The sequence below is a fragment of the Geodermatophilus sp. YIM 151500 genome (assembly GCF_025716945.1).
GTDB lineage: Bacteria > Actinomycetota > Actinomycetes > Mycobacteriales > Geodermatophilaceae > YIM-151500.
Window position 1 is genome coordinate 60,491 of sequence record NZ_JAOVZT010000010.1, and the last position, 26,653, is coordinate 87,143.

Below are 26,653 nucleotides of genomic sequence, written 5' to 3' on the forward strand. Positions count from 1 at the left end.
GCAGCACGTCCCGGTCGCGATGGCGCTCGTCGTCGCGGCGCTCGCCGGTGGCGTCGCGGTGGCCGCGCCGGGGCCGTACCCGCTCATCGGGGTCTCCGCGGTGGTGGTCACGGCGCTCGGCGCGCTCTTCCTCGACGCCCTCGGGGGACTCGTCCTCGGCATCGGGATCGCGGCCGCGGTGGTGCTGGGCCGGCGCCTCACCGACCAGTGGACCCCCGAGTCCTTCCCGACGTCGCTGGTCCTCGTCATCAGCCTGATGGCGCTGGGGTGGCTCGTCGGCATGGTCGCCGCCGCCCTGCACGGACGGCGGGGGGAGGAGTCGGACGACGACGGCGCCGTCGTCCCCGCCTACGGTTCGCTCGGCCTGCTGACCGCCGAGGTGGCCACCGCCCGCCTCGAGGACGAGGTCGCCCGTGCCCGCGGTCACCACCGCCCGCTGGCCGTCGTGGTGATCGCGGTGTCCCTCACCGACGACGACCTGGACCGCACCGCCCGGACGGCGGCCCACCGAGCCGTCGCCCGCCTGGTGGAGACCCTGCTGCGGGACACCGACGTGCCCTTCGCCCTGGGGCCGGACGAGCTCGGGGCGATCCTGCCCGAGACGGACGCCGCCTCGGCCTGGGAGGTCGTGGGACCCGTCCTGGACGCGGCGACGCGCGCCGCCTTCACCGTCCGGCAGACGGACGAGCGCCACAACCTCGTCGAGTGCGCCGAGCTCAGCGCCGGCCTCGCCGTGATGAGCGACCGGCTCACCGACGCGGGTGCGCTGCTGGAGGCGGCCCGCCGGGCCGCCCGCATCGAGCAGACGGGAGCCCACTCCTCCGGCTCCGTTCCCCCGGGCAGGGTGACGTGACCGCCGGGGCCGCCAGCCTCCTCTTCCTCGCCGTCGTGGCCCTCCTGCTCATGGCGTACTGGGCCGTGTCGGTCTCCGCGCACCGCGCACGCCTGGACCACCTGGACGTGCGGGTCCACGTCAACGGCATCCGCGGCAAGTCGAGCGTGACCCGGCTGGTGGCCGGCGTCCTCCGCGAGGGCGGCTTCGTCACCGTGGCCAAGACGACGGGCAGCGCCGCGCGGGTCATCGAGCGGAGGGGGACGGAGACCCCGATCGCCCGGCGCGGCGCGGCCACGATCAACGAGCAGATCGACGTGGTCGCCGAGCACGTCGGTCCCGGGGTCGAGGCCCTCGTCATCGAGTGCATGGCCGTGCGGCCCCTCTACCAGCAGTACTCCCAGGAGTACATGGTCCGTTCGGACGTCACCGTCATCACCAACGTCCGCGAGGACCACCAGGAGGAGATGGGGGAGACCCTCGAGCAGATCGCCGACTCCCTCTCCCTGACCATCCCGCGCAACGGCGTGGTCATCACCGCCGAGGACCGTCCGCACCTGCGCGACCGGCTGCGGGCGCGGGCCGAGGAACGGGGGAGCCGGTTGGTCTACGCCGATCCCGGTGGGATCGACGACGAGGACATGCGCGGCTTCGACTACCTGCAGTTCAAGGAGAACGTCGCGATCGGTCTGGCGGTGGCGCGCCTCCTCGGCATCGACCGACGGGTGGCGCTGCGGGGGATGTGGAAGTCGGTCCCGGACGTCGGTGTCGTCCGGCTCCGCTGGTACGACGTGCTGGGCAAGCGCATCCTCTGGATCCCGATGTTCGCGGCCAACGACCGCGAGAGCGTGGTGCTCACCTTCGACACCCTCCGGGCGCACTTCCCTCCCGGTGCCCCGGTCATCGGGATCCTCAACAACCGCCGCGACCGCGGCCGGCGGGCCGAGCTGTTCGCCCAGATGGTGCCCACGGACCTGTCCGCGCACCTGGACCACGTCATCACCTTCGGCGCGTACGAGGAGCAGGTCGGCCGGACGATCGTCGAGCTCGGGTACCCGGCCGACCGCGTCCACTTCCTCGGTGACACCGTCCAGCCGTCGCTCGACCGCATCCTGTCCACGATCGCCGGACTGGTCGACGGCCCCGAGGGCGTGCTCGTCGGCATGGTGAACATCCACACCGAGCAGGCCGAGCTCCTCATCGAGCACTTCGAGCACCTGCGGGGGGCCGAGCACCGCAGCGAGCTGGACGAGTCGCGCGACCCGCGCCGGATGCCGGGCGGCACCCGACGGCTGCGACGTGCCGGCGCGCACGTGGCCGGCAGACCGGGTGGGCGGGACTCCGGCCGGCACGCCGGCGGGGGGGTGCACCGGAAGGAGCCCCCCGCGAGTGCATGACTACCTGTTCCGGCCCGAAGTCGTCCGCGTCGCCCTCGTGGCCGGCGTCGTCGTCAGCATGCTCTTCTACGAGCGGGTGCAGCTCACCACCGGCGGCGCCATCGTGCCGGCCTACCTGGCCCTGCACCTGCCGCAACCCCTGTTCATCCTGACGACCCTCGTCGCCGGCTACAGCACCTACCTGGTCGTCCACGGCGCGTTGGCCCGCAAGGTGATCCTCTACGGCCGCCGCAAGTTCGAGGTCGAGGTGCTCGTCGGGCTCGTGCTGGTGATGGTGCTGACGGTGCTCGCCGGCTGGTTCGCGCCGCTCGACCCGGTGCTGCTGGGGATCGCGGGCATCGGCTTCCTCGTGCCGGGCATCCTGGCGCACGACATGGCCCGGCAGCGCCCGGGCCGGACCGTCGTCGCCGTCCTCGCGACGACGGCGATCCTCGGCCTGTTCGTCTACACGTACACGTCCCTGCTGCTCATCGCGCCGCTGGAGCCGGGGGAGACGGTGGGCGGGCTGGCCTCGGTCACCGGGTACCCGAGGCTGCTGCTCGTGCTCGCCGCGGTGGCCAGCGTCGGCGTGGGCATGTTCGTCTACGCGCAGCTGGGCCTGCGGTCGGGAGGCTTCATCTCGGGGGCCTACATCGCGTTGGTGGCTCCCCGGTGGCTCGACCTGCTGTTCGGCGTCGCCGTCGCCGTCGCCACCTGGTTCGTCGTCGTGCACCTGCTCATGCCACGGCTGCTGATCTTCGGACGCCGCAAGCTCAGCACGATGGTCCTGGTCGGGGCGATCCTGGGCTGGGCCGCGGAGCTCGCCGTCGCGACGTGGACCGGCGGCGACTACGTGCCCTGGCGGGGGCTCACCGTCATCACGCTGATGGTGCCGGCCCTCATCGCCAACGACGCGCAGCGCCAGGGGTGGGAGAAGACCGTCTGGGGCACGGTGCTGACCGCCACGGGGACGTTCGCGATCATGAACGTCCTGGCCGGCGGCCTGACGGCGCTCGGCGTCGGCGAGCGCTGACCGCGCCCGGCGTCAGCGGGCGCTGACCGCGCCCCCGCTGGTCAGCGGCCACTGGGTGCGCAGCACCAACGGCCCCTCCGTCGACGCCCTCCCGTGCACCGACCCGCTCTCGGCGACCACGGCGCCGCCGGCGATGCGGATGGTCGCGGGCACCTCCGGCTGCCCGGAGGGCGTCTCGTCGCACGTGGCCTCGTGGAACCGGGAGACGATCCGGGCCAGCTCCCCGGTCGGCACCCGGCTGTCCCGGGCGGTGACGGTCAGCGTCGCCACGGTCGCGTGCCTGCCGCCGGCGTGGGCACCGACCGGTCTCGACCGCCCCAGCGCCAGTTCCACCGGGGCTCCGCCCCCCGAGTGGTGCAGCGCGGTCACGACGACGTGGGTGATCGAGCGCTCCAGGCCCGACGGGTCGCACGTCACCAGCAGCGGCTCCGGGCCCACGTCGAGCCGGATCGCGTCCGTCCCCGTCACCGCCCGGGCGCTGCGCACGCACCGCTCCGCGACCGCCCGCAGGTCCACGGCGACCCGGGGGCGCTGCCTCGCGGAGGCGCCGGACGACGCCTGCCCGAGCCGGCGGGCCAGGGACAGGACCGTCTCCATGCGGGAGCGGCTCAGGCTCGCGTAGCGGTGCAGCCGCGGCTCCTCCTGCGCGTCGGCGATCTCCGCGAGGCTGTGGAGGGCGTCCGCGAGCGGGGGTACCTCCCGTGCGACCTGCTGGGCGAGCTCGCGGAGGCGTCGTCCCTGCACGGAGCCCAGCCGCTGCTCGACCTCGTGCGCGGCCAGGGCGGTGAGGTCGTCCAGCAGGGCGAGGTGGTCGTCGTCCCAGGTCCGAGGGCTCCGGTCGACCACGCACAACGTCCCGAGCACGTCCCCGTCGCTCGTGCGCAGCGGCACGCCGGCATACGCGCCGACCGCTCCGTTGCGGACCGGCTCCATGTCCCGCACCAGGGGGTCCCTGTGGCTGTCGGCGATGACGAGGGGTTCCTCGGTGGCCACGGCGAACTGGCACAGGGAAGCGCTCAGCGGGGTCTCGCGCGAGGTGTTCTCGGGGTCGTCGCGCCGGACCATGCCGGCCAGGTGCTGGCGTTCCGGGGTGACCAGCGTGACGAACGCGCGCGGAGCGTCGACCAGGGTCGACGCCAGGCGAGCCACACGGTCGAGCGCGGGATCACCGTCGCCGGCCAGGAGGCCGGTGTGGTCCAGCGCCGCGAGCCGGTCCGGATCGGCCAGCGTGGGGAGGAAGGTGTCGGTGGAGCCTTCAGCGACCTCGGTCACCGGCATGCAACTCCTCGGCGCGCGGACGTCCCTCGCGCAGGCCGGCGCCGGGGCAGGGTCCCCCTCTCCGCGCCACGGACCGGGTGCGATCCACCGAGACCGTAACCACGTCCCCCCGGCCTCACCAGGGGTTCGGGAACGGTCGTCCGAGGTCACGACGGCGTGCTGCGGTGGGCGACCGGCTCCGGCGACACGGCCGCGTCGTCGACCAGCGGCAGGGTGACGTCCTCCAGGACGTCCACGACGTCGTAGCGCCGGCCGTTCTCGCCGGCGGCGCCCCAGGCGACCAGCTGCACGTTGTCGACCGCGAGACGGGCACCGCGGTGGACGTCGAAGGTCGGCGCCAGTCGCAGCATCGGCTGGGCGGCGACCATCCCCTCCGGCACCCGCTCGTCGATGCGGACCTGCGCGCAGGACCCCTCGTCGTACGAGCCCGGCGGGATCGCCAGGGTCGTCACCGCGCCGATCGCGCCGAGCGTGGCGGGGTACCACCGGAGTTCGAGGGTGGCGCCGGGGGAGGCGTCCCGGACCTCCGCGACCAGCGAGACGACGGTGCCCGGGCCCACCAGCTGCCGGTGCACCGGTGTGACGAGGACGTCCTCGGTGCTCACGGGGCTGCGGGTGAGCTCGACGCCGACGTCGCCGGCGCAGGCGGCCGACGAGGTGACCCGGGCAGCGGGGCCGAGGGACCAGCCGTGGGCCCCGTCGGTCCGCGGATCGGTGTCCATGTCCTCGAACGTTCCCGTCCACAGGAGGTCCTCGCCGAGCCGGACCGCCGGGGATGCCGTGCCCCCGACCGCGTCGCGCACGGACCACCCGGGCGACAGCCGGACGACGGAGCCTCCCTCGAACGCGACGTCGACCTCGCGCGGGGTCGGGACGACGTCGGCGCCCAGCACCACGCCGGGTGGTCGCAGACGACCCGGCGACCCGGGCAGGGGACCGGCGGCCGCTCGTGCGGCCGCGTCGGCGAGGACGTCGACGGTCGGGCGTGGCACGTAGTCCTCGAGGAACAACGGATCCACGGTGCCCAGCACCGCCCGGCCGTCCCGCAGGTCGACCCGCAGCAGGTAGGACAGGAGGGTCGGCCAGACGTTCCGGTCGTAGAGGAAGTTCCCGAGGGTCTCCGCGAACACCGTCGCGCCGTCCAGGCCGACTCCGCCGACGACGTGCGGATGGCTCCCGGCGACGACGGCGGCGCCCGCGCGGGCGGCGGCGCCGCCGAGCCGGCGGACGAAGTCCGTCTGCTGGCGCGCGAACTCCAGGCCGCCGTCGATGACCACGACGACCGCGTCCGCGGTGGCGCGCGCGGTGCGGACCTCGCGCTCCAGCCGCGGGGTGCTGCAGGGGGCGGCGCCGCCGTGGCCGGTCTCGGCGACGAACCTGATGGCGTGCTCCGCGCCGGTGATCGTCGTGCAGCCGAGGAAGGCCAGCCGCTGGCCCTTGCGCTCCACGACGGCCGGCGCCCAGGCCTCGTCGAGGGTCCGCCCGGCCCCGAACCGCGCGATCCCGGCCTGGTCCAGCGCCGCGAGGGTGGTCTCCACCCCGGCATCCAGCGCGTCGTAGACGTGGCTGTTGGCCAGGGAGACGACGTCGACGCCCGACTCCAGGAGAGCGGGGGCCACGGCCGGGGAGCTCGCGAAGACGACGTCCTTGGTGGGGTGGAACGTGGCCGGCCGCGTTCCGGTGAGGTCCGGCCAGGGGCGGTCGGTCAGGGCGGTCGTCAGGCTCAGCACGGTCACGTCGGCGTCCTCGAGCAGCGGGCGCACCGGAGCCAGCAGGGCGGCGTGATCGGCCACGGCTGCGCCGTCGGCGAGGTGTCCGGCACTGCGCTCGCCGCCGTCGTCCCGGTCGTAGAAGCGGCGGCCGAACATGGTGTCCCCGGCGATGCGGACGGACACCGTCCGCGCGGCGTCCGACGTCAGCCGGATCTCGGTCGGGGTACCGGGGCGGACCGCCTGCGTCCGGGGCAGGTGCCCGTCGGCGGCCACGGTCACCAGGTGGGGCCGGGCGGGTGCCGGCACGCGGACGCGGCCGTTCCCGTCGGTGGTCACCGTGCCCCCGGTGCCCAGCCGGAGCCGGGTGCCGGCCAGTGGCTCGCCGCGTTCGTCGACGACCCGGGCGACCAGGGTCGACGAGTCGCCGTCGGCTCCGGGCGGCCGGGAGTTCGCGGTGATCACCGCGGTGGCGGCCAGGAGGACGACCAGGACCGCCAGCGTCGGGAGCCACCAGCGCCTCATTCCTCCTCCTCGGTCCAGCCGCTCCGCGGGCCTGGTCCGCGGACGCCCCGGGGCAGGATCCCGTGCCCGGTGCCCGGCGCCCACCCCGCGCTGCGCGCTCGCCGTCCGGGCGCTCGCCGTCCGGGCGCTCGCCGTCCACAGGGCTCGTCGCTGTCCACAATCCCGGCCCGGACCTGTGCTGCTCCGAGAGCGGGGGACAGGGTCGTCGGCACACCGGCAGCGCGCCGGTCGCGCCGACCACCGGCGCACATCTCTCGGAGGAGCACCGTGAACGACACCGTCATCACCGTCGTCGGCAACGTCGTCGACTCGCCTCGCAGGGTCCGCTTCGACCGGGGAGCGGTCACCAACTTCCGCATGGCGTCGACGGCGCGCCGCTACGACGCGGGCAGCGAGCAGTTCATCGACAGCGGCACGTTCTGGATCGACGTCGAGTGCTGGAACCGGCTCGGCGGGCACGTCTCGGCCAGCCTGAGCAAGGGCGACCCGGTGATCGTCCACGGCACGATCACGACGCACAGCTGGGAGACCGATAGCGGGCGGCGGAACACGCCGCGCATCCGTGCGATCGCGGTCGGGCCCGACCTGTCCCGCAGCACCGCCGAGGTCCAGCGGGTCAGGCCGGCGCGTCCCGCCGGAGCGTCGACCGAGGAGGTCGCGGACGCCGTCCGCGCGGTCGAGGACCACCCTCCGGCGGACGCGCCGGAGGGCGCGGGTCTGCCGGACGACGTGGCAGAACTGGTACGGGGTCGGGACTACGAGACGGATCCGGGGACGTTGCAGTCGGTGGAGACCGACGACCTCCCCGCGCAACCCGCCTACGCGTAGGTGCGACGGGCTGGGAGGATCGTCACCAGCACGCAGGGGCGGGGCCGGCGACCGGCCGCCCCGCCCCGCTCGCGAGGACGACGGAAGGCCTTTCAGCCCAGTGGCTCAGTACATCTACTCCATGGTCCGTGCCCGCAAGGCGCACGGCGACAAGGTGATCCTGGACGACGTCACGCTGGCGTTCCTGCCCGGCGCGAAGATCGGCGTCGTCGGCCCGAACGGCGCCGGCAAGTCGACGGTGCTCAAGATCATGGCCGGCATGGAGCAGCCCTCCAACGGTGACGCGACCCTGACGCCCGGCTCCTCCGTCGGCATCCTCGAGCAGGAGCCGCACCTGAACGAGCAGCTCGACGTCCGCGGCAACGTCGAGGAGGCGGTCAAGCCGGTGCGCGACGCACTGACCCGCTTCGAGCAGGTCAGTGCCGCGATGGGCGAACCGGACGCCGACTTCGACGCGCTGCTGGCCGAGCAGGGCGAGCTGATGGAGGTCATCGAGCAGGCCGACGGCTGGGAGCTCGACGCCCGCATCGAGCAGGCGATGGACGCCCTCCGCTGCCCGCCCGGCGACGCCGACGTGACCGTGCTCTCCGGGGGTGAGCGGCGCCGCGTCGCCCTGTGCAGGCTGCTGCTCGAGGCCCCCGACCTGCTGCTGCTCGACGAGCCGACCAACCACCTCGACGCGGAGAGCGTGGCCTGGCTGGAGCAGCACCTGGAGAAGTACGCCGGCACCGTCGTGGCCGTCACCCACGACCGGTACTTCCTCGACAACGTCGCGGAGTGGATCCTCGAACTCGACCGCGGTCGCGCCTACCCGTACGAGGGCAACTACTCCACCTACCTGGAGACCAAGGCGTCGCGGCTCAAGGTCGAGGGGCAGAAGGACGTCAAGCGGCAGAAGCGCCTCCGCGACGAGCTGGAGTGGGTGCGCTCCAACGCGAAGGCGCGCCAGGCCAAGAGCAAGGCCCGGCTGGCCCGCTACGAGGAGATGGCGGCCGAGGCGGAGAAGACCCGGAAGCTGGACTTCGAGGAGATCCAGATCCCGCCGGGCCCCCGCCTGGGCAGCGTGGTCGTGGAGACCAAGGACCTCACCAAGGGTTTCGGCGACCGGGTGCTGATCGACGACCTGTCGTTCACCCTGCCGCGCAACGGCATCGTCGGCGTGGTCGGCCCGAACGGCGCCGGCAAGACGACGCTGTTCAAGATGCTCGTCGGCGAGGAGAAGCCCGACGACGGCGACATCAAGGTCGGCGAGACGGTCAAGATCAGCTACGTCGAGCAGAACCGCAGCGGCATCGACCCCAGGAAGACGCTGTGGGAGGTCGTGTCCGACGGCCTCGACCACCTCCAGGTCGGCAACGTCGAGATGCCGTCCCGGGCCTACGTGGCGGCCTTCGGGTTCAAGGGTCCCGACCAGCAGAAGCCGGCCGGCGTGCTGTCTGGCGGGGAGCGCAACCGGCTCAACCTCGCCCTGACCCTCAAGCAGGGCGGCAACCTGCTGCTGCTCGACGAGCCCACCAACGATCTCGACGTCGAGACCCTCACCAGCCTGGAGGGGGCGCTGCTCGACTTCCCCGGCTGCGCCGTCGTGGTCAGCCACGACCGGTGGTTCCTCGACCGGGTGGCCACCCACATCCTCGCCTACGAGGGTGACTCGACGTGGTTCTGGTTCGAGGGCAACTTCGCCGACTACGAGAAGAACAAGGTCGAGCGGCTCGGTCCCGAGGCGGTTCGCCCGCACCGCGCGACCTACCGCAAGCTCACCCGCGACTGATGCGGGGCGGCCGAGGCCTGGCGACCACATCGGTGCCGCCGGGCCTCGGCTCCGCGCGGCCGGTGCGGATCGGCCGCCGGGCGGCCGGCACCGGGCGACCGGCACCGGCCAACCGGCACCGGGCAACCGGCACCGGCCAACCGGCACCGGGCGGCACCGGGCAACCGGCACCGGGCAACCGGCACCGGGCATCCGCGGACGGCCTCCGGGCCGGGGATCGGGTCGTCGCCCCGATGATCGTCTGGGGTGGCGGTAGGGCAGGGTGTCGCCCGTGAGGCACACCGTGCACGTCCCGATGCGCTGGTCGGACATGGACGCCTACCAGCACATCAACAACGTCGCCTTCCTCGGCTACTTCGAGATGGCCCGCGTCCACCTGTTCTTCGAGCAGCCGACCCACGACGAGCGCACCGGCCTGCGCCGCGGCCTGGTCGTCGCAGCGCACGAGATCCGCTACCGGCGCCCGGTCGTGTACGACGCGCAGCCGCTGGAGATCCAGATCTGGGTGTCCGATGTGCGGGCGGCCTCCTTCACGTGCCACTACGAGGCCTTCGACCACGGGCGGCTCGCGGTCACCGGCAGCACGGTGCTGGCGACCTTCGACTTCGCCACCGACCGGCCGCGGCGCTTGACCGCCGGGGAGAAGGAGTTCCTCGCCCGCTGGACCGACGAGCCCGTTGCCGGCTGACCCCGTCGGCCCCGAGCTGCCGGCCCCGAGCCGGCGCCCCCGAGCTGCCCGGCGTCACCCCGTCGGCGTCCGGCCGTCCACGCCCGTGAGCCGCAGCGCGAGGGCGACCGCCGCGGCGTCGTCCAGCGCAGCCCCGGCCGCCAGCGCCTCGTCGTAGGTCGGCCCCAGCGCCTCGCGCGCGGCCCGCTCCGCCCGCGACTCGCGGTCGCGGTCGGCGCCGAACGGCCGCGTGGCCCGGGGACTGGCCCGCAGCGCGCCGAGCAAGCGGGCGACATCGCGGTGCCGGCCCATCCGGGAGAGCACGTCGATGAGCGCGCGCACCGCCACCCAGCACTGGGTCCAGGCGCCGGCGCGGTGCCAGTGGTCGACCAGCAGGTGGAGGTCGGCGAGGGCGCGGGCCGGATCGCCGTCCCCGCGCGTGGCCGAGGTCAGCAGGGTGTGGCGGGCGATCCCGGCGATGAAGTCCGATCCCGCGTGCTCGGCCTCGCGCACGGCGGCGGCCAGGTACCGGGCTGCCGCGGGGTCTCCCGCTTCGGCCCGCCGCTCACCCTGGAGGTAGGCGAGCCAGGCCCGGCCGGTCGGCGAGCCCAGCCGGCCGGCCGCCAGCGCCATCGCCCGCTCCTGGCGCCCGGCCTCGTCGTGGTCGCCGCCGTAGATCGCGGACAGCATGATCTCCGACCGGGCGAGCAGGGCGAGTTCCCGGTCACCCGCCGACTCCGCCAGCGCGAGCTCGCCGTCGGCCCAGGCGCGCGCGGAGGCCAGGTCGCCGCGGAAGCCGTGCACGTTGGCCAGGGCGTCGTGGGCCATGCCCGCGGCAGCCGGGTCCCCGGCGTCCGCCGCCACCGCCATGGCCCGGCGTGCCTTCTGCTCCGCGGCCACCAGGTCACCGCGCTGCCAGTCGGCAGTGGCCAGCAGACCGAGCAGCCGGGCCACCATGGGGCCGCTGCCGCCCGCTGCGTCGCCGCCGAGGCCGTCCGCGACCTGCAGGGCGCGCTCCGCCAGCTGGAGGAGGTCGATCCGGCAGCTCAACCACGCCAGTTCGGCGATCGGCAGCGAGAGCCGCAGCAGCTGGTCGAGCGGTCCGCGCGCGCACAGCCAGGCGTGGGCGCGCCGGATCTCCGGCAGGGCCTCGTCGAACCGGCGCACCGCCGCCGCCTCTCCCGGCCCGCGCCGCGCGCGGTGGACGTCGTCGGCCAAGCCCACCACCCACGCCGCGTGCCGGGCGCGCAGCTCCGCAGCCGCGGGGTCGGTCGCCGCCCGGGTCCGGCCGAAAGCGCGCAGGGTCTCCAGCAGACCGAAGCGCGCCCGGCCGTCCTCGCCGGACTCCGTGCGCTCCACGAGCGACCGGTCGACCAGGTCCGGCAGCGCGGCGGCGCTGCCGCACACCGCGGCGACCGCCTCCGGCTCGACCGCCCCGGCGAACACCGACAGCCGGACGAACAGCCGCCGCTCCTCGTCGTCGAGCAGGCCGTAGGACCACTCGACGACGTCGTGGACGGAACGGTGACGCCGGCCGGCGGTCCGCCGTCCCCCGCGCAGCAGCTCCAGGTCCAGGTCACCCGACCCGGTGAGAGCGGCCAGCAGCTCGCGCAGGCCCAGCGTGGCCGCGCGGGCACCGGCCAGCTCCAGCGTCAGCGGCAGCCCGTCGAGACGGCGGCACAGTTCGGCGACGAGGGCGGGCTCGTCGGATGCCGGGGCGCGGGCCGGGTCCGAAGCCCGCATCCGGTCGACGAGCAGGCGCTCGGCTTCCACCGGCTGCAGCGGGTGGAGCCGGACCACCTGCTCGCCGTCGACCCGCAGAGGCTCTCGGCTGGTGGCCAGCACGGTCACCCCGGGGGCGTCGCAGCAGATGCCCTCCACGAGGGCGGCCGCTCCGTCCGCGACGTGCTCGCAGTTGTCCAGGACCAGCAGCTGCCGGCGGACCGCCAGGGCCGCCACGACGCGCTCGGCCAGCGTGCCCGTGCCGGGGTCCGCGATCCGGAGGGCGGCGGCGACGGCCGGCAGCACGTCGTCCGGGCCGCCGGCGCCGAGCTCGACCAGCACGGCGCCGTCCGCATACCCCTCGCGCACGCGGTCGAGCACGTGACGCGCCAGTCTCGTCTTCCCCACGCCCCCGGGTCCGCACAGCGTGACCACGCGCCGGGGCAGCAGCGCGACGACCCGGGCCACGTCGGCCTCCCGGCCGACGAACGAGCTCACCGGCAGGCCCGGCGGGGGGACGACGTCCGGCCGGGCCGCCGGCCGCACCGGGTCACGCGGCGCGGCCGGGACGGCCACCTCCTGGCGCAGCACCTGCCGCTCCAGGTCGCGCAGCCGCTGACCCGGGTCCAGGCCCAGCTCCTCGGCCAAGCGCCTGCGGATGCCCGCGAGGGCGTCCAGCGCCTCGGCCTGCCGGCCGACGGCGACCAGTGCGCGCACGAGGACGTCCACCGCGCCCTCGTGGAGTGGCTCGGCCAGCGAGAGGGCCTGGGCGGCCGCGACCGCCGCGCCGGCCTGGCCGGTGGCCAGCAACGCCGCCGCGTGCCGCTCCCGCGCGTCGCGGTGCAGCTGTTCCAGCCGGGCCACCTCGGGCTGGATCCCCGGATGGTCCAGTTCGGCGTAGGGCTTCCCCCGCCACAGGGCCAGCGCGGACTCCAGCACCTCGAGCCGTTCGGCGGGACTCGCGGCGGCGGGGGCGGCGCCCAGCCGGTCGACGAAGGCGGTCGCGTCGAGCTCGGCGCGCGCGACCACCAGCCGGTATCCCGTCGACGTCGTCGCGATCCGCACCGGGGCGGGCAGCAGCCGTCGCAGCCGGGCCACATTGGTCTGCACCGCACCGACCGGGTCGACCGGTGCCCCGGCTGCGCCCTCGGGCCACACCAGCTCGATCAGCGTCGCCGTCGCGACGCCGTCCTCGAGATGTGCGGCGAGCGCGGCCAGCAGGCGGCGCTGGCGCGCCGAGCCGACCTCGACCGCCGCACCGCCGGGTCCCGCGAGCAGCAGGGGGCCCAGCACCCCGACCGCCGTCACACCGTCGATCGTCGCAGCCGGCCGGACACGCCGGAAGCGGCGGAGCCCCCCGGGAACGGCGACAGCGGGACGCCAGCGCGCCGACAGCGGCCGCTCCTAGCGTCATCTGCGTTCCGCCCCGACCGCTCAGGAGGACGCCATGACCACCGTCGCGCCCCCCGCGCTCACGACGGGTTGGGAGCCGGGTCTCGCCGACGCCGACTCGCTGTGCCTGGCCTGGTTGCGGCACTGGGCGGACCAGCTCGACCTGTTCGCCACCGCCGCGGGTGGCACGGTCGTCCGCGACGAGCGGTTCGTGCTGGCCGACCACCGCCGTCCCGCTGGCTTCTTCAGCGCGGCGGTGCTGATGCAGCCGCCGGCCGACCCGGCCGGCTGGCACGACCTCCTCTCCGACCTCGGTGTCGCCACCTCCGGTGCCCGGGGCGCGGTCCACCTGTGGAGCCTGTGGCCCACCCCGGACCTGCGGTCCCGGGGTTGGGAGCTCGACGGGCACCCACCGCTGCTGGTCCGCCCGCCCCGACAGCCGACGGCGGACGCCGGAGCGGCCGGCGCGCCGGGTCCGGAACCGGTGCCGGTGGACGACGCCGCGTCGCTCGCCGAATGGGAGCGCGTCCTGGTGGACGGCTACCCGATGCGCGACCTGCAGCCGTTCCGGGCGGGTGCGCTGCTGGGCCCGGCCCTCCTCGACGACCCCCGGATCCGGTTCCTCCTCACCCGGGACCGGGACGGCGTGCCGGTGGCCGCGTCCGCCCAGTTCGTCGCGCACGGCCTCGCCGGGTTCGCCACGGGGGTCACCCTGCCGTCGGCCCGGCGGGCCGGGCACTGGTGGCGCCACGCGCGGGCGCGGCTGGCCGCCGAACCGGACCTCTGGCACGTGGGCGCGTTCTCCGACGACAGCCGCCCGGGCGCCGAGCGCCTCGGGTTCGTCCCCGTGCTCCGACACACGCTGTGGCACCGCGAGCGGTGACCACGCCCGCCCTCCCCACCCCTACCGGAAAGGCAGCGCACGGCATGACCACCACGACCTCGACCGCACCCGTCCCCGGCACCGCTCCCGGCGTGGACGCCGGCACAGCAGGTCAGGCGGCTCGGACGGACGCCCTCGTCGAGCGGCTGTTCGGCTCGGTGCTGGCCGCTATGGACCTGCAGGCGGTCTACCTGGGCGACCGGCTCGGCTACTACCGGGCGCTGGCCGGGGCCGGCCCGCTGACCTCGACTGAGCTGGCCGCCCGCACGGGCACCGCGGAGCGCTACGCCCGCGAGTGGCTCGAGCAGCAGGCGGTGACCGGGCTGCTGGACGCCCACGACGACGACGCATCGCGGCAGGACCCGCTCCGTCGTCGCTTCTCGCTGCCGTGGGCCTCCGTCGAGCCGCTCACCGACGAGCTCAGCCCCAACTTCCTCGTCCCGCTGGCGCGGTTCGTCGTCGGCGGCGGCAAGCACGTGGACGCGCTGGTGCAGGCACACCGGACCGGCGGGGGCGTGAGCTGGGAGCAGATGGGAGCGGACGCCCGCGAAGCGCAGGCCGCCGCCAACCGGCCGCTGTTCCTCGGCGCGCTCGGTCGCGAGCACCTGCCGTCCATCCCGGACGTCGACGCGGCGCTGCGGCGGGGCGGCCGGGTCGCGGACATCGGCTGCGGGTTCGGCTGGTCGTCGATCGGGATCGCGCTGGCCTATCCGGAGGCGACCGTGGACGGCTACGACGTCGACGGCCCGTCCATCGAGGCCGCCCGGCGCAACGCCGCCGAGGCCGGGGTGGCCGACCGCGTCCGCTTCTCGGTGGCCGACGTGGCCGCGGGCACGGACGGCGGAGCGTACGACGTCGTCGCCGCCTTCGAGTGCATCCACGACCTGCCCGACCCGGTCACCGTGCTCCGCGAGATGCGCCGCCTCGCCGGGGACGACGGGTTCGTCCTCGTCATGGACGAGCGGGTGGCGGAGTCGTTCGGTGCCCCGGGGGACGAGATCGAGCGGCTGATGTACGGCTACAGCCTGCTGTGCTGCCTCGCCGACGGCATGTCGACCCAGCCGTCGGTGGCGACCGGCACGGTGATGCGCCCGGACACCCTGCGCCGTTACGCCCGCGAGGCGGGGTTCCGCGACGTCGAGGTGCTCGACGTCGCCGACGACTTCTTCCGCTTCTACCGGTTGGTCAGCGGCTGAGCGCAGCGACCGCCCTGCCGGCGCCGGTCGACCGGCGCCGGCACGGCGGTCGAACCGTCAGCGGCGGTGGGCGAACCGCCAGGCGGTGCCGAGCACGGCCGCGGCCACCGCGGCCTTCACGATGCCGCCGAGGATGAACGGGTAGAAGCCGGCCTCGAGCGCCTCGCTCGCCGACAGCCCGACGCTCACCGCGAGCCACGGGACCCCCACCGCGAAGATCACCGCCTGCCCGGCGATGAACAGCGGCACCGCCTTGAGCGGATTGCGGTCGGCGCCGTGCCGGGCGGCCAGCCCGATCAACCACGCGGCCGGCAGGAAGCCGACGACGTAGCCGCCGGTGGCGCCGAAGACCACGTCGAAGCCACCGCTGGCCTCCGCGTAGAACGGCAGACCGACCAGCGCGGCGAGCATGTACACCGCCTGCACCGCGACCCCGCGCACCGGTCCGAGGCTGGCCGCCGTCAGCACGACCGCGAGGGTCTGCCCGGTGATCGGCACGGGTGACCCCGGGACCGGCACGGCCACCTGGGCCAGCAGCGCGGTGAACAGCACGCCGAGGGCGACCAGGCCGGCGTCCCGCGCCCGGACGGCGGGCACGAGGTCGGCGAGGACGAGCGGGCGGGACGGCAGGGCGGGCGACGAAGCGGTGGCCACGGGACCTCCTGGGGCGGGCGATCGACGGCGCGGGCGCCGGGACGCCCCGGAGTCTGCCGTACGGCCGTGCCGCTGCCCGCCCCGGTCGGCGTCGCTCCGCCGGAGCGTCCACCGTGGGCGCCGGGGGCGGGCGGTCAGAGGGGCCGGAGCACGCCCGGCGCGTCGTCCGGCCAGCGGTTCTGCATGCTGTGCGCGGCCATCTCCAGGTAGCCCCACAGCGTCGTGGCCTGCTCGGGGGTGAGCCCCAGCGAGTCGACGGCGTCGCGCATGTGCGCGAGCCAGGCGTCGCGCTCGGCGGGGCCGATGGCGAAGGGTGCGTGCCGCATGCGCAGCCGCGGGTGCCCGCGCCGCTGCGAGTAGGTCGTCGGACCGCCCCAGTACTGCTCGAGGAAGCCGCGGAGCCGCTCCTCGGCGCCCGCCCAGTCGTCCTGGGGGTAGAGCGGCGCCAGGACGGGATCGGTGCGGACGCCGGCGTAGAAGCGGGCGACCAGGCGCGCGAAGGTGGGCGCGCCACCGACCTCCTCGTAGAAGGTCCGCGCCGAGGGCAGGGACCGGCTGGACTCGCTCATGGCACCGATCGTCCCGCAGCGGCGCGCTCGCCCGCCACGGAGCCCTGGGTCCGCAGGTACGCCAGCAGCGGCAGCACGACCGCGACCAGGCCCACGCCGCCCGACAGCGCCACGACACCGCTGGGCGGCAGGCCTTCGGCCACCAGGCCGGCCGCCAGGATGCCGAGCGCCTGCACGCCGTAGAGGCCGCTCACCGCCACGCCGAAGGCCCGGCCGCGGTAGGCCTGCGGCACGGCCTGGACGAACGACACGTTGAGCGGGATCTGCCAGGCCGCTCCCAGCCCGGACAGGAACATCAGGGCGATCACGAGGGCGAACGACGTCCCCCCCGGCCCGGCGACCGTGGCGAGCAGGCCGGCGAGCAGCAGCGGGACCAGCGACAGCACGACCAGGTAGGGCACCAGCGTCTCGCGCCGGTGCGGCGGCACCAGCCGGGCGATGACCAGGCCGCCGATGGTGACCCCGAGCGGGTTGGCGGCCAGGAAGACCCCCACCGCGGTGGTGCCCTGCCCGAGCTCCTCGACCAGCGGCGTGGCGATGCCCTCCGACGCGTAGGCGAACAGCGTGGCCACCCACAGGACGCCGATGATCGCCAGCAGCCGCGGGGTGCGCCGGATGAGCCGGACGCCGTCACCGGTGGCCTGCCACAGGGTGCGCGGGCCCTCGCCGGCGTCGGCCATGGGCGCCGGCCGCCGCTGCAGCCGGGCGGACAGCCACAGCGCCGACACCGCGAAGGTGACCGCGTCGAACAGCAGCGCGGCCGACGGCGAGAAGACGGCCACGAGCGCCCCGGCCAGCAGGAAGCCGACGACCTGGGCCAGTTGCAGGCTGATGCCGCTCAGCGAGGTGGCGACGGCGTACCGGTCGCCCTCCAGCACGTCGGCCATCAGCGCCGACCGTGCCGACTCGAACGGCGGCCCGCACAGCGCGACCAGGAAGAGCAGGGCCAGCAGCACCGGCAGCGGGGTGCCGGGGATGGCCATGAGGGCGACCAGCACGGCCCGGGCCACGTCCGTGCCCACGAGCACGCGGTGCCGCGGCAGCCGGTCGGCCAGCACCGACAGCAGCGGACCGCCCATCAGCCAGGGCAGATAGCTGATCGCGAACGTGGCCGCCGACAGCAGCGGTGAGGACGTGCGGGCGTAGACCAGCACGGTGAGGGCGACCCGGGCCAGCTCGTCGCCGATGGTGGACAGCAGGAAGGTGCCGAACAGCGGCCGGAACTCGGGGACGGCGAAGACCTCGCGGAAGGTCGCCGCCCGCACCGGAGGAGCGCCGTCGGGCGGGTCGCCGTCCGGCGTGGCGCGGCTCAGCGGGCCCCCGCTCCGGTGCCCGCCACCGCGCCGAGCAGTGGCAGCGGCGTCCGGATGCCCTCGACGGCGAACCGCTCCTTGAGGCGCAGCCGCAGCTCCCGGCCGACCCGCCACTGGTCGGCGTTGGTGCTGCGGACGGTCACCCGCATGAAGACGCCCTCGGAGGTGATCTGCTCGACGCCGAGCGACTCCGGCGGGGCGAGCAGCACCGTGGCCCAGTCCTCCTCGGCGTACATCGCGTCGGCGACCTCCTGCATGATCGTCCGGCAGCGGTCGAGGTCGGTGTCGTGGGCCACCGGCATGTCGATCACCACCTGGGCGAAGCCCTGGCTCTTGTTGCCGACGCGGAGGACCTCCCCGTTGCGGGCGTACCAGACCACGCCGTTGACGTCGCGCAGCCGGGTGATCCGCAGCCCCACCGCCTCGACGGTCCCGCTGGCCTCGCCGAGGTCGACGACGTCGCCGACGCCGTACTGGTCCTCGAGGATGATGCCGATCCCGGCGATGAAATCCTTGATCAGGTTCTGCGCGCCGAACCCGAGCGCGACACCGACCACGCCGGCGCTGGCCACGATGGGCGCCAGGTTGATGCCCAGCTCGCCGAGCACGAGGACGACGGCGATGCCGAGGATGACGAACGAGGCGAAGCTGCGCAGCACCGAGCCGATGGCCTCGGCCCGCTGGGTCCGCCGGGCGGTGACCTGCTCGACGGCCTCCCGCTGGTGCGGGCCGCGGCCGCGCAGCGGCCGCAGGATCGTCGGCACCGCGCCGCTGGCCGTGCGGTCGGTCAGCCGCCGGACCGCCCGGTGCACCAGCAACCGGGCGACGGCGGCGACCACCACGATGAGCAGGATCGTCGCCGGCTTCGCGACCAGGACGTCGGCGTTGGTGGCGAGCCAGCGGAGCCCGAACAGGTCCCAGAGCTTGGCGCAGAGCGTCGTCGGGTCCTCGACGCAGCTGGGGGCGACGTCGGCGGCGACGTCATCGACAACGGCAGACACGGAGGGTGATGCACTCATCACTAGCAATGCTCTCAGGTCGTCGGTGGGGCTGTCAGCCGGTCGCGGGGTGAACTACCGCTCGCCGTCCGCCCCGCCCCACCCGATCGGCCCACCCGTCGCCCGGGTCCCGGCCGACCCATCCGTCCCGGCGCCGTCGTCCGCGCCGGTCGCTCCGGCACCGTCGTCCGCGCCGTTCACCGCGGCGCCGTGCGGCGCGGCGGTCAGGCCCGTGTAGGCGGCCAGGAACGAGAGCTGGTCGGCGGCCAGGCCCACCGTCCGGCTCACCGCGCGGGCGCCGTGGCCGACCGCGGTCTCGCGGCGCAGGACCACCGGCGCCTCCGCCGTCGTGGCGTGCTGGAGCGCGGCCGCGAGCTTGCGCCCGTGCAGGGGGTGCACCCGCGTGTCGGACTCGAAGGTCGTGACCAGCACCGCCGGGTAGCCGGTGCCCTCGCGGACCGCGTGGTAGGGCGAGTAGCCCAGCAGCCAGCCGAACTCGGTCGGGTCGTCGGCGGTGCCGTACTCGTCGATCCAGGTGCGGCCCAGGCCGAAGCGTTCGTAGCGGACCATGTCGAGCAGGGGCGCGCTGCAGACCACCGCGGCGGCCAGGTCAGGGCGCTGGGTCAGCGTGGCGCCGACCAGCAGGCCGCCGTTCGACCCGCCCATCACGGCCAGCTGCGCGTGCGTCGTCCACCCGCCGGCGACCAGGTGGTCGGCGGCGGCGGCGAAGTCGTCGAAGACGTTCTGCTTGCGCTCCCGCATGCCGGCGCGGTGCCACTCCTCGCCGTGCTCGGAGCCGCCGCGCAGGTTGGCCACCGCCCACACGCCGCCCGCGGCGACCCACGAGAGCGCCTGGGCCGAGTAGCCGGGGGTCAGGGCGACGTTGAAGCCGCCGTAGCCGTACAGCACGGTCGGCCGCGGCCGGTCGGGCGCCGGGTGGGCGGAGGCGGACGCCGCCGAGAGCACGAACAGGTGGACCGGGGTGCCGTCGGCCGAGGTCGCGTGCGTCTCGACGACCCGCACCCCGGGCACCTCGCCGGCGACCGGCGCCCGCTCCTCCTCGACCAGCTCCGCCGGTGATCCGGCGTCCCACCGCCACACCGACGGCGGGGTCGCGTAGTCGGTCCAGCCGATCCACGCCCCGGTGCCGCCCTCCGGCGGCGCGCTCAGACCGGAGATGCTGCCGGCGCCGGGAGCGGCCACGTCGGCCAGGCGGCCGGAGCCGTCAGCGGCCCAGACCGACAGCCGGTCGGTGGCGTCGACGGCGTGGACAGCGAGCACCTGCAGGCCGCCGTCCGGGCCGTCGACCAGCGCGACGTCGGAGAGGACGGCGTCCGCCCGCTGCGGGACGACGTCCTGCCACGACTCCGGCGTCCAGGTCGCCGGATCGGCCGGATCGGCGACAGCCAGCCGCCACCGTGGCGCGTCCCGGTCGGACATGAGCCACAGCCGTCCGTCGCGCGCCACCCAGGCGACGGTCTGCGCGTCGACGCCGACCTGCAGCTCGCGCAGCGCGCCGTCGCCGAGGAGGTCGACGATCCAGACGTCGTCCCGCGGCGCGGTCCCGGCCGAGCCGGAGACGACCAGCCAGCGGCCGTCGCGGCTGGTGCGGACGCCGAAGTAGGTCGTCGGGTCGCTGCCCTCGCCGTGCACGAGGACGTCGTCGTCGGCGGCGGCGCCGACCCGGTGCCGCCACACCCGCCGGTGGAACTGCTCCTCACCGGCCGGCACGCGGTCGGGTGCCAGGCGCCGCACGTAGAACAGCTCCTCGCCGCCGGGCAGCCAGGCGACGGGGGAGTAGCGGCAGCGGTCGATCGGGCCGTCGATCCGCTCGCCGGTGCTCACGTCGAGCACGTGCAGCCGCGACTCCTCGTCGCCGCCGGTCGAGAGCTGGTAGGCCAGCCGGTCGCCCTCCCAGGACGGCGACCACGCGTCGAGCGTCGTGGTGCCCTCGGGGTCCAGGGCCATCGGGTCGACCAGCACGCGCCGGCTGCCGTCGGGCTCGCGCACCCGGAGCACCGCGTGCTCCTGCCCGGGGTCGCGGCGCACGGAGAACGCTCGCCCGTTGCGCCAGACCGGCACGCCCACCGAGCCGGCGCGCACCAGCCGTTCCAGCCGGGCCGCGAACTCGGACCGCCCCGGTAGCGCGGCCAGCAGCCGCCCGGCCAGCTCGTCCTGCGCCCGGTTCCACGCCCGGGTGCGGGGGTCGTCGTCGTCCTCGAGCCAGCGGTACGGGTCGGCCACGGCGTGCCCGTGCAGCTCCTCGACGAGGTCGAGCCGCGGGGCCTGGGGATAGCGCATCGCGCCCACCGTAGTGCCGCCGCCGGAGCGGATGGGGGCGCCCGCGGGGGTGGCGCCGCGGTATCCCCGCAGCGGATTCCCGGCAGGACAGGTCAGAATGGATCCGCCCGCGGGTCGCCCAGCACCCGGCGGTCCGCCGGCATCGGAGGTGATCCGTGCCGCGTGCCGCGCCCGGGTCGTCGACGGCGGGTCATCCAGGCCCGCGCCGCGACCCCCGTCCCCGCCCCCTGTCGCCTGCCCCGTCGCCGGGGACCGCGGGTGCGACGCTGCTGCTGAACGCCACCTACGAGCCGTTGTGCGTCGTCTCCACGCGCCGGGCCATCGTGCTGGTGCTCGCCGAGAAGGCCGAGCCGGTCGACTCGGCCGCCGACGTGGTGCACGCCGAGACGATCAGCCTCCTGGTGCCGGTCGTGGTGCGGCTGACCCGCTACGTCCGGGTGCCGTACCCGGCGTCGGTGCCGCTGTCGCGCCGGGCCGTCTTCACCCGCGACGGGCAGACCTGCGTCTACTGCGGCGGATCGGCCACCAGCATCGACCACGTCGTCCCGCGCAGCCGCGGGGGCACGCACACCTGGGACAACGTGGTCGCTGCCTGCCGTCGGTGCAACCACACCAAGGCCGACCGGTCGCTGGCCGAGCTGGGCTGGGTGTTGCCGCACCCACCACGCACGCCCAGCGGCGCCGCCTGGCGTCTGCTGGGCTCCCGCACGGTCGACCCGCGGTGGCGGGAGTGGCTCGGCGTCCCCGAGAGCGTGAGCGCGTGAGGAGGGCGGCGTGACCTCACCGGGCACCGCCCGCCGCCTGTGGGCGCTCGCCGAGCCCTACCACGCGCTGATCTACTTCGCGGCGGAGCCGCGCGCGGCGGCCGAGGCGCGCGGCCTGCGCGGGTTCTGGCGCGGGTACTTCGCCTTCCGCGCCGCGCCGCTCGGGTCGGTCGGCCCGGAGCTGGTCACGGCGGCCTTCTACAACTTCGCTCCTGGCTTCGTGGCCCGGGCGCTGCCGCAGGTCTGGGACGTCGTCCCGCCGGCGCAGGCGCTCGAGGCCCGGCTGGTCGGCGTCGACGGCGCGGTGCGCCGGGCCGTCGACGACGCCTGGGTCGGCTCGTCGGAGTCGAGGGAGGCCGCCGAGCTGGCCGGGGCCGCGGCCGCCGCGGTCGACCTGCCGGGCCGGCCCATGGCCGCCGCCAACCGGGCGCTCCCCGTGCCCGACGAGCCGCACCTGGCGCTCTGGCAGGCGTTGAGCACGCTGCGGGAGCACCGCGGCGACGGGCACAACGCGGCGCTGCTGCAGCGCCAGATCTCCGCGGTCGAGGCGCACGTGCTGGCCGTCGCCGCCGGGCGCACCACCCGGGAGTGGCTGCAGCCGGCCCGCGGCTGGGACGACGCGGCGTGGGACGACGCCGTCCACCGGCTGACCGAGCGCGGCTGGCTGGAGGGCGAGGACCTCTCGCCGGAGGGCCTGGCGATGGTGGCCGCCGTCGAGGCCGACACCGACCGGCTGGCGCTGCCCCCGTGGCAGGCGCTCGGCGACGCGCGCTGCGACCGGCTGGCCGAGCTGCTCGCGCCGGTGCGCCGCTCGGTCGTGGCGGCCGGGGACTGGGCGACCGGCAACCCGATCGGCGCCCCCGAGCCCTGAGCGGAGGCGACGTGCTGGACCGGCCCTCGTGCAGGCCAGCCCCGGGCGGCCCGTCCAGAGGCTCGCCGTGGCCCCGTCCCGGGGCCCGCCCTGAGCTCGCGAAGGGTGGGGAGGACGGGGTCCTTCCACGGTGAGGAGGACGGGGTCCTTACTCAGGTCACGCGGGCGTGCTGCTCGGGGAACCGTTCGTAGGACCGGTCGGCCAGCACGTCGCGGAAGCGCGAGACGGCGTCCCACACGTCGACGAAGCGGGTGTAGATCGGTGCCGGGCCGAAGCGCACCCGGTCGGGCGTGCGGAAGTCGGGGACGACGCCCCGCTCGACCAGCGCCTGGGTGAGCTGCCAGGCGCGGGGGTGGGCGACGGTCACGTGTGCGCCGCGCCGGGCTTCGTCCCGCGGGGAGGCCAGCCGCACGCCCAGCGAGGCCAGCTGCGCGTCGGCCAGCCGCACCGCGAGTCCGGTCAGCGCCCGCGCCTTGGTGGCCAACCGCTCGACACCGGCCTCGGCCACCAACCGGGCACCGACCTCGACCGCGGCCATGCCGATCACCGGCGGCGTCCCGGCGCCGAACCGCTCGATCCCCTCGGCCGGCTCGTACACCGCGCCCATCGCGAACTGGTCGCGCTGGCCGAACCAGCCGGCGATCGGCGAGCGCAGCTGCTCCTGCAGCTCCCGCCGCACGTAGAGGAACGCCGGCGCGCCGGGCCCGCCGTTGAGGTACTTGTACGTGCAGCCGACGGCGAGGTCGGCGCCCGCGGCGGTCAGCTCGACCGGCACCGCGCCGACGGAGTGGGAGAGATCCCAGACCACCAGCGCGCCGGCGTCACGGGCCAGCCGGGTGGTGGCCGGCAGGTCGACGAGCGCGCCGGACCGGTAGGCGACGTGGGAGAGGACGACCACGGCCACCCGGTCGTCCAGGGCGGCCGCCAGGACGGCGGGGTCGAGGCCCGCGTCGACGTCCGCAGGCACCTCGCGCACGGTCAGGCCGCGGGCGCGGGCCACCTCGGCGACGACGTACCGGTCGGTCGGGAAGTCGTCGGCGCAGCACACCAGCACGTCGCGGCCCGGCCGCGCGTCGAGGCCGGCGACGAGCAGCTTGTACAGGTTCACCGTGGTCGAGTCGCCGACCAGGACCTCGCCCGGCTGGGCGCCGAGCACCCCGCCGGCCAGGACGTCGCCGAGCCGGGTCGCGGCGCCGATCCAGGTGGCCCACGAGCCGACGAGGCCGCGCGCCCACTCCCGCTCGACGACCCGGGCCAGCGCCGCCGGGGTGGCCAGCGGCATCCGGCCCAGCGAGTTCCCGTCCATGTACAGCAGCCGGTCGGGAGCGTCGTCGTCGGTGCCGGCGAAGCGCGCGCGGAACCCGGCGAGCGGGTCCGCGGCGTCGGCGGCGAGGGCGTCGTCGCGCGTCGGCGCCCGGGCGCCCAGCAGGTCCACGCGTCCTGTGTACGGCATCGCCGACGGCTCCTGGTCGGACGCGGCCGGCGTCGGCGGGCGAGCCGGGCGGTCTAGCGTCGCCGTCCGTGGGTACCGAGCTGCACGACCTGACCGCGCTGGAGCAGGCCGCGGCCGTCCGGTCCCGCGAGGTGAGCCCCACCGAGCTGGTCGAGCACGCCCTCGCCCGCATCGAGGAGCGCGACGCCGGGCTCGGTGCCTTCCTCACCGTCACGCCGGAGAGGGCGCTGGCGGCCGCCCGCGCCGCCGAGAAGCGGCTCGCCCGCGGCGGGGACCTGCCGCCGCTGCTGGGCGTGCCGACGGCGGTCAAGGACCTCAACAACACCGCCGGCGTCCGCACCACGTTCGGCTCGGCCGTGATGGCCGGCTTCGTGCCGGACGTGGACGACGAGGTCGTGGTCCGGCTGGCCACGGCCGGCACGGTCAGCCTGGGCAAGACCAACACGCCCGAGTTCGGCTTTCCCTGCTACACCGACAACGACCTGGTCGGCCCGGCGCGCTGCCCCTGGGACACGTCGCGGCTGGCCGGTGGGTCCAGCGGCGGCGCCGCCGTGGCCGTGGCCGCCGGGTTCGTGCCCTTCGCGCAGGGCAGCGACGGCGGCGGATCGATCCGCATCCCGGCCGCGGTGAACGGCCTCTTCGGCATCAAGCCCAGCCGCGGGCGGGTGAGCAGCGCGCCGCTCGGCGGCGACGTGACCGGCCTGGGCGTCAACGGGCCGCTGGCCCGGACCGTCCGGGACGCCGCGGCGATGCTCGACGCGCTGGCGGGCCCGGCCGTCGGCGACCCCGCGTGGGCGCCGCCGCTGCCGCCGGGTGAGACCTTCCTCCGCCGGGCCGACCGGCGCCCGGGCCGGCTGCGGATCGGCCGGGCGGTCGAGTCGGCGATGCCGGACGTCGAGCTGGAGCCCGAGGTGGCCGCCGCGCTGGACGACGCCGCCCGGCTGCTCGAGGAACTCGGGCACGTCGTGGAGGAGGTGCCCACGGGGCTGCTCGGCCCGGACCTGCTGGCCGACTTCGAGCGCGTCTGGGTGCTGTCGGCGACGCTGCTGCCGGTGCCACCCGGGCGCGAGGCCGACCTCCGGCCGCTCACCCGCGAGCTCCGCGACCGGGGCCTGGCCCTCTCGGCCCGGGACGCGATGCAGTCGCTCACCGCGCTGCGGCTGTTCGCCCGCCGCTACCTGACCGCCACCGACCGGTACGACGTCCTGCTGGCCCCGGTCTGCACCATGACGCCCCGGCCGCTGGGCTGGTTCACGGCCGATGGCGAGGGAGCGCCGGACTTCGAGCGGCAGAAGCGCTACGCCGCCTTCACCGCGCTCTACAACGTCACCGGGCAGCCGGCGGTCAGCGTGCCCCTGCACTGGACCGCCGACGGGCTGCCCGTCGGGACGATGCTGGTGGGCCGCCCGGCCGACGAGGCCACGCTCGTCTCGCTGTCGGCGCAGTTGGAGGAGGCCCGGCCGTGGGCGCACCGCCGGCCGCCCGGGTGGTGACCCCTCGGCGACACGGCGCTCGGTGGCGGTGCCCTGCCGGTAGGTTGTCGCCGTGACCGTCGTCGAGACACTGCTCGTCTTCGCGGCCGCGCCGCTGGCCGTCGTCCTGCTGCTCGCCGCGCTGACGCTCCGTCCCGACCGCACCCGCAGCCGCTACCGGCCGGGGCAGCCGTGGGAGCACGAAGCGGTCTGGTACGAGCCGCACGCGGAGCACGGGCCGGCCGCCGGGCACGGCGGCGGGCACAGCGGCGGGCACGGCGGCGCGCGGCCGGCCCTCGAGGCCGGTGCGACCGGTCGTCCCGCCCGCAGCGGCGGCCCCCTCGGCGGCGCGCGCGGGACCTGGTGAGCGCGGTGCCCGCCCCCCTCCACCCCGCTCCCAGCCCTGGAGACCAGCGTTGACCAGCTTCCTGCAGGCCGAGTCGCACGACACCGCGACGGAGGCGACAGCTCCCGCCCGCGTCGACGAGGGCACCGACCACCCCGACCGGATCTTCAGCTACCGCGAGCTGGCCCGGCTCGACGAGGCGCTCACCATGTCCTCGCGGGAGACCGGCCTGCGCTTCACGCTCTACATCGGCGACCTCGGCAAGGCCACGCGCGCCCGCGCCGAGGAGCTGCACGCGAGCTCGGGCGGCGATCCGGCCGAGTCGGTGCTCATCGCCGTGTCGCCCGGTCAGCGGGTCGTCGAGGTGGTCACCGGAGCGGCGGCGGCACGCCGGCTGCCCGACCGGGCCTGCGCGCTGGCCGTGCTGTCGATGACCGGGTCGTTCGCCGGTGGCGACCTCGTCGGCGGCCTCGTCAACGGGCTGCGCCAGCTCTCCGACCAGGCCGGTCATCCCTGGCGCCGCCCCGGTCACTAGAAGGACCCCCCTGCCCCCCGCCGTGGAAGGACCCCGTCCTCCCCGGCCCTCGCAGGCTCGGGCCGGGACCCGGGACGGGGCCGCGGCGGGACCCTGCAGGGGGGCCGCCCTGCCCCCCACCGTGGAAGGACCCCGTCCTCCCCGGCCCTCGCAGGCTCGGGCCG

22 protein-coding genes are annotated in these 26,653 nt (G+C 75.6%); 13 read left to right on the forward strand and 9 right to left on the reverse strand.

What is annotated here, in order from left to right; translation table 11 throughout:
- Window positions 1-19: 19 nt before the first annotated feature.
- Genes OF117_RS16235 through OF117_RS16245 form a run of 3 tightly spaced genes read left to right on the forward strand, consistent with a single transcriptional unit; the run spans window position 20 to window position 3,241 of the window.
- Complete coding sequence (locus OF117_RS16235; RefSeq protein WP_263553881.1) at window positions 20-853, forward strand: hypothetical protein; 834 nt, start codon at window positions 20-22, stop codon at window positions 851-853.
- On the forward strand, window positions 850-2,229 hold the full coding sequence (pgsB, locus tag OF117_RS16240; RefSeq protein WP_263553882.1) for a poly-gamma-glutamate synthase PgsB: 1,380 nt from the start codon (window positions 850-852) through the stop codon (window positions 2,227-2,229). The genes OF117_RS16235 and pgsB overlap by 4 nt, the downstream gene beginning before the upstream one ends.
- Window positions 2,222-3,241: a poly-gamma-glutamate biosynthesis protein PgsC/CapC gene (locus tag OF117_RS16245; RefSeq protein ID WP_263553883.1), complete on the forward strand. Its 1,020-nt coding sequence runs from the start codon at window positions 2,222-2,224 to the stop codon at window positions 3,239-3,241. The genes pgsB and OF117_RS16245 overlap by 8 nt, the downstream gene beginning before the upstream one ends.
- Before the next feature lie 12 nt (window positions 3,242-3,253).
- Here the strand turns inward: OF117_RS16245 and OF117_RS16250 are convergent, their stop codons facing one another.
- Entirely contained in the window at window positions 3,254-4,513 is a 1,260-nt protein-coding gene (locus OF117_RS16250; RefSeq protein WP_263553884.1) for a GAF domain-containing protein, read from the reverse strand.
- A gap of 152 nt (window positions 4,514-4,665) precedes the next feature.
- The gene (locus tag OF117_RS16255; protein ID WP_263553885.1) at window positions 4,666-6,753 is read right to left on the reverse strand and encodes a CapA family protein; all 2,088 of its coding nucleotides are present in this window, start codon (window positions 6,751-6,753) and stop codon (window positions 4,666-4,668) included.
- Between the two features lie 267 nt (window positions 6,754-7,020).
- On the opposite strand from OF117_RS16255, the gene OF117_RS16260 reads away from it, so the two are divergent.
- The 3 genes from OF117_RS16260 to OF117_RS16270 all read left to right on the forward strand — a co-directional run bounded on the left by OF117_RS16260 (window position 7,021) and on the right by OF117_RS16270 (window position 10,040).
- Window positions 7,021-7,581, forward strand: coding sequence for a single-stranded DNA-binding protein (locus OF117_RS16260; RefSeq protein ID WP_263553886.1), 561 nt, complete (start codon window positions 7,021-7,023; stop codon window positions 7,579-7,581).
- Between the two features lie 100 nt (window positions 7,582-7,681).
- Window positions 7,682-9,352 carry an energy-dependent translational throttle protein EttA gene (gene ettA, locus OF117_RS16265; protein WP_263553887.1) on the forward strand — a complete coding sequence of 557 codons (1,671 nt, stop codon included), beginning with the start codon at window positions 7,682-7,684 and terminating at the stop codon, window positions 9,350-9,352.
- 271 nt (window positions 9,353-9,623) lie between these two features.
- Complete coding sequence (locus OF117_RS16270) at window positions 9,624-10,040, forward strand: acyl-CoA thioesterase (protein WP_263553888.1); 417 nt, start codon at window positions 9,624-9,626, stop codon at window positions 10,038-10,040.
- Window positions 10,041-10,094: 54 nt separating this feature from the next.
- Here OF117_RS16270 and OF117_RS16275 read toward each other — a convergent pair whose 3' ends face one another.
- Window positions 10,095-13,049, reverse strand: a complete 2,955-nt coding sequence (locus tag OF117_RS16275; protein WP_263553889.1) for an ATP-binding protein — start codon at window positions 13,047-13,049, stop codon at window positions 10,095-10,097.
- Window positions 13,050-13,188: 139 nt separating this feature from the next.
- Here OF117_RS16275 and OF117_RS16280 point away from each other — a divergent pair, with 139 nt between their 5' ends.
- Window positions 13,189-14,016 (forward strand): hypothetical protein, encoded by an 828-nt coding sequence (locus OF117_RS16280; protein ID WP_263553890.1) that lies wholly within the window; start codon window positions 13,189-13,191, stop codon window positions 14,014-14,016.
- Between the two features lie 44 nt (window positions 14,017-14,060).
- Complete coding sequence (locus OF117_RS16285; RefSeq protein WP_263553891.1) at window positions 14,061-15,212, forward strand: class I SAM-dependent methyltransferase; 1,152 nt, start codon at window positions 14,061-14,063, stop codon at window positions 15,210-15,212.
- Window positions 15,213-15,269: 57 nt separating this feature from the next.
- On the opposite strand, the gene OF117_RS16290 is transcribed toward OF117_RS16285, so the two are convergent.
- The 5 genes from OF117_RS16290 to OF117_RS16310 form a co-directional block, all read right to left on the reverse strand.
- Window positions 15,270-15,866 (reverse strand): biotin transporter BioY, encoded by a 597-nt coding sequence (locus OF117_RS16290; RefSeq protein WP_263553892.1) that lies wholly within the window; start codon window positions 15,864-15,866, stop codon window positions 15,270-15,272.
- A 134-nt stretch (window positions 15,867-16,000) separates the two neighbouring features.
- Entirely contained in the window at window positions 16,001-16,435 is a 435-nt protein-coding gene (locus tag OF117_RS16295) for a globin (RefSeq protein ID WP_263553893.1), read from the reverse strand.
- A complete protein-coding gene (locus tag OF117_RS16300; protein WP_263553894.1) occupies window positions 16,432-17,700 on the reverse strand; it encodes an MFS transporter in 1,269 nt (422 codons plus the stop codon). Before OF117_RS16300 ends, OF117_RS16295 begins: the two co-directional genes overlap by 4 nt.
- Before the next feature lie 44 nt (window positions 17,701-17,744).
- A complete protein-coding gene (locus OF117_RS16305; protein WP_263553895.1) occupies window positions 17,745-18,749 on the reverse strand; it encodes a mechanosensitive ion channel family protein in 1,005 nt (334 codons plus the stop codon).
- Between the two features lie 72 nt (window positions 18,750-18,821).
- Complete coding sequence (locus OF117_RS16310; RefSeq protein ID WP_263553896.1) at window positions 18,822-21,047, reverse strand: prolyl oligopeptidase family serine peptidase; 2,226 nt, start codon at window positions 21,045-21,047, stop codon at window positions 18,822-18,824.
- Between the two features lie 266 nt (window positions 21,048-21,313).
- Between OF117_RS16310 and OF117_RS16315 the strand changes: the two genes are divergently transcribed.
- Together OF117_RS16315 and OF117_RS16320 are read left to right on the forward strand one after the other, a co-directional pair.
- The gene (locus OF117_RS16315; RefSeq protein WP_411969462.1) at window positions 21,314-21,811 is read left to right on the forward strand and encodes an HNH endonuclease; all 498 of its coding nucleotides are present in this window, start codon (window positions 21,314-21,316) and stop codon (window positions 21,809-21,811) included.
- Between the two features lie 10 nt (window positions 21,812-21,821).
- On the forward strand, window positions 21,822-22,682 hold the full coding sequence (locus OF117_RS16320; protein ID WP_263553897.1) for an SCO6745 family protein: 861 nt from the start codon (window positions 21,822-21,824) through the stop codon (window positions 22,680-22,682).
- A gap of 152 nt (window positions 22,683-22,834) precedes the next feature.
- Here the strand turns inward: OF117_RS16320 and kynU are convergent, their stop codons facing one another.
- Window positions 22,835-24,118: a kynureninase gene (gene kynU, locus OF117_RS16325; protein WP_263553898.1), complete on the reverse strand. Its 1,284-nt coding sequence runs from the start codon at window positions 24,116-24,118 to the stop codon at window positions 22,835-22,837.
- Window positions 24,119-24,204: 86 nt separating this feature from the next.
- On the opposite strand from kynU, the gene OF117_RS16330 reads away from it, so the two are divergent.
- Genes OF117_RS16330 through OF117_RS16340 form a run of 3 tightly spaced genes read left to right on the forward strand, consistent with a single transcriptional unit; the run spans window position 24,205 to window position 26,489 of the window.
- Window positions 24,205-25,629: an amidase gene (locus OF117_RS16330; RefSeq protein WP_263553899.1), complete on the forward strand. Its 1,425-nt coding sequence runs from the start codon at window positions 24,205-24,207 to the stop codon at window positions 25,627-25,629.
- Between the two features lie 52 nt (window positions 25,630-25,681).
- The gene (locus OF117_RS16335) at window positions 25,682-25,975 is read left to right on the forward strand and encodes a hypothetical protein (protein WP_263553900.1); all 294 of its coding nucleotides are present in this window, start codon (window positions 25,682-25,684) and stop codon (window positions 25,973-25,975) included.
- A gap of 49 nt (window positions 25,976-26,024) precedes the next feature.
- Window positions 26,025-26,489 carry a DUF5130 domain-containing protein gene (locus OF117_RS16340; protein ID WP_263553901.1) on the forward strand — a complete coding sequence of 155 codons (465 nt, stop codon included), beginning with the start codon at window positions 26,025-26,027 and terminating at the stop codon, window positions 26,487-26,489.
- Window positions 26,490-26,653: the final 164 nt, after the last annotated feature.

Bases quoted from the DNA above. Each gene is read 5' to 3' on its own strand.
- OF117_RS16255 (WP_263553885.1), bottom strand. From the start codon at position 6,753: ATGAGGCGCTGGTGGCTCCCGACGCTGGCGGTCCTGGTCGTCCTCCTG.
- OF117_RS16235 (WP_263553881.1), top strand. From the start codon at position 20: ATGGCGCTCGTCGTCGCGGCGCTCGCCGGTGGCGTCGCGGTGGCCGCG.
- OF117_RS16295 (WP_263553893.1), bottom strand. From the start codon at position 16,435: ATGAGCGAGTCCAGCCGGTCCCTGCCCTCGGCGCGGACCTTCTACGAG.
- OF117_RS16280 (WP_263553890.1), top strand. From the start codon at position 13,189: ATGACCACCGTCGCGCCCCCCGCGCTCACGACGGGTTGGGAGCCGGGT.
- OF117_RS16285 (WP_263553891.1), top strand. From the start codon at position 14,061: ATGACCACCACGACCTCGACCGCACCCGTCCCCGGCACCGCTCCCGGC.
- OF117_RS16310 (WP_263553896.1), bottom strand. From the start codon at position 21,047: ATGCGCTATCCCCAGGCCCCGCGGCTCGACCTCGTCGAGGAGCTGCAC.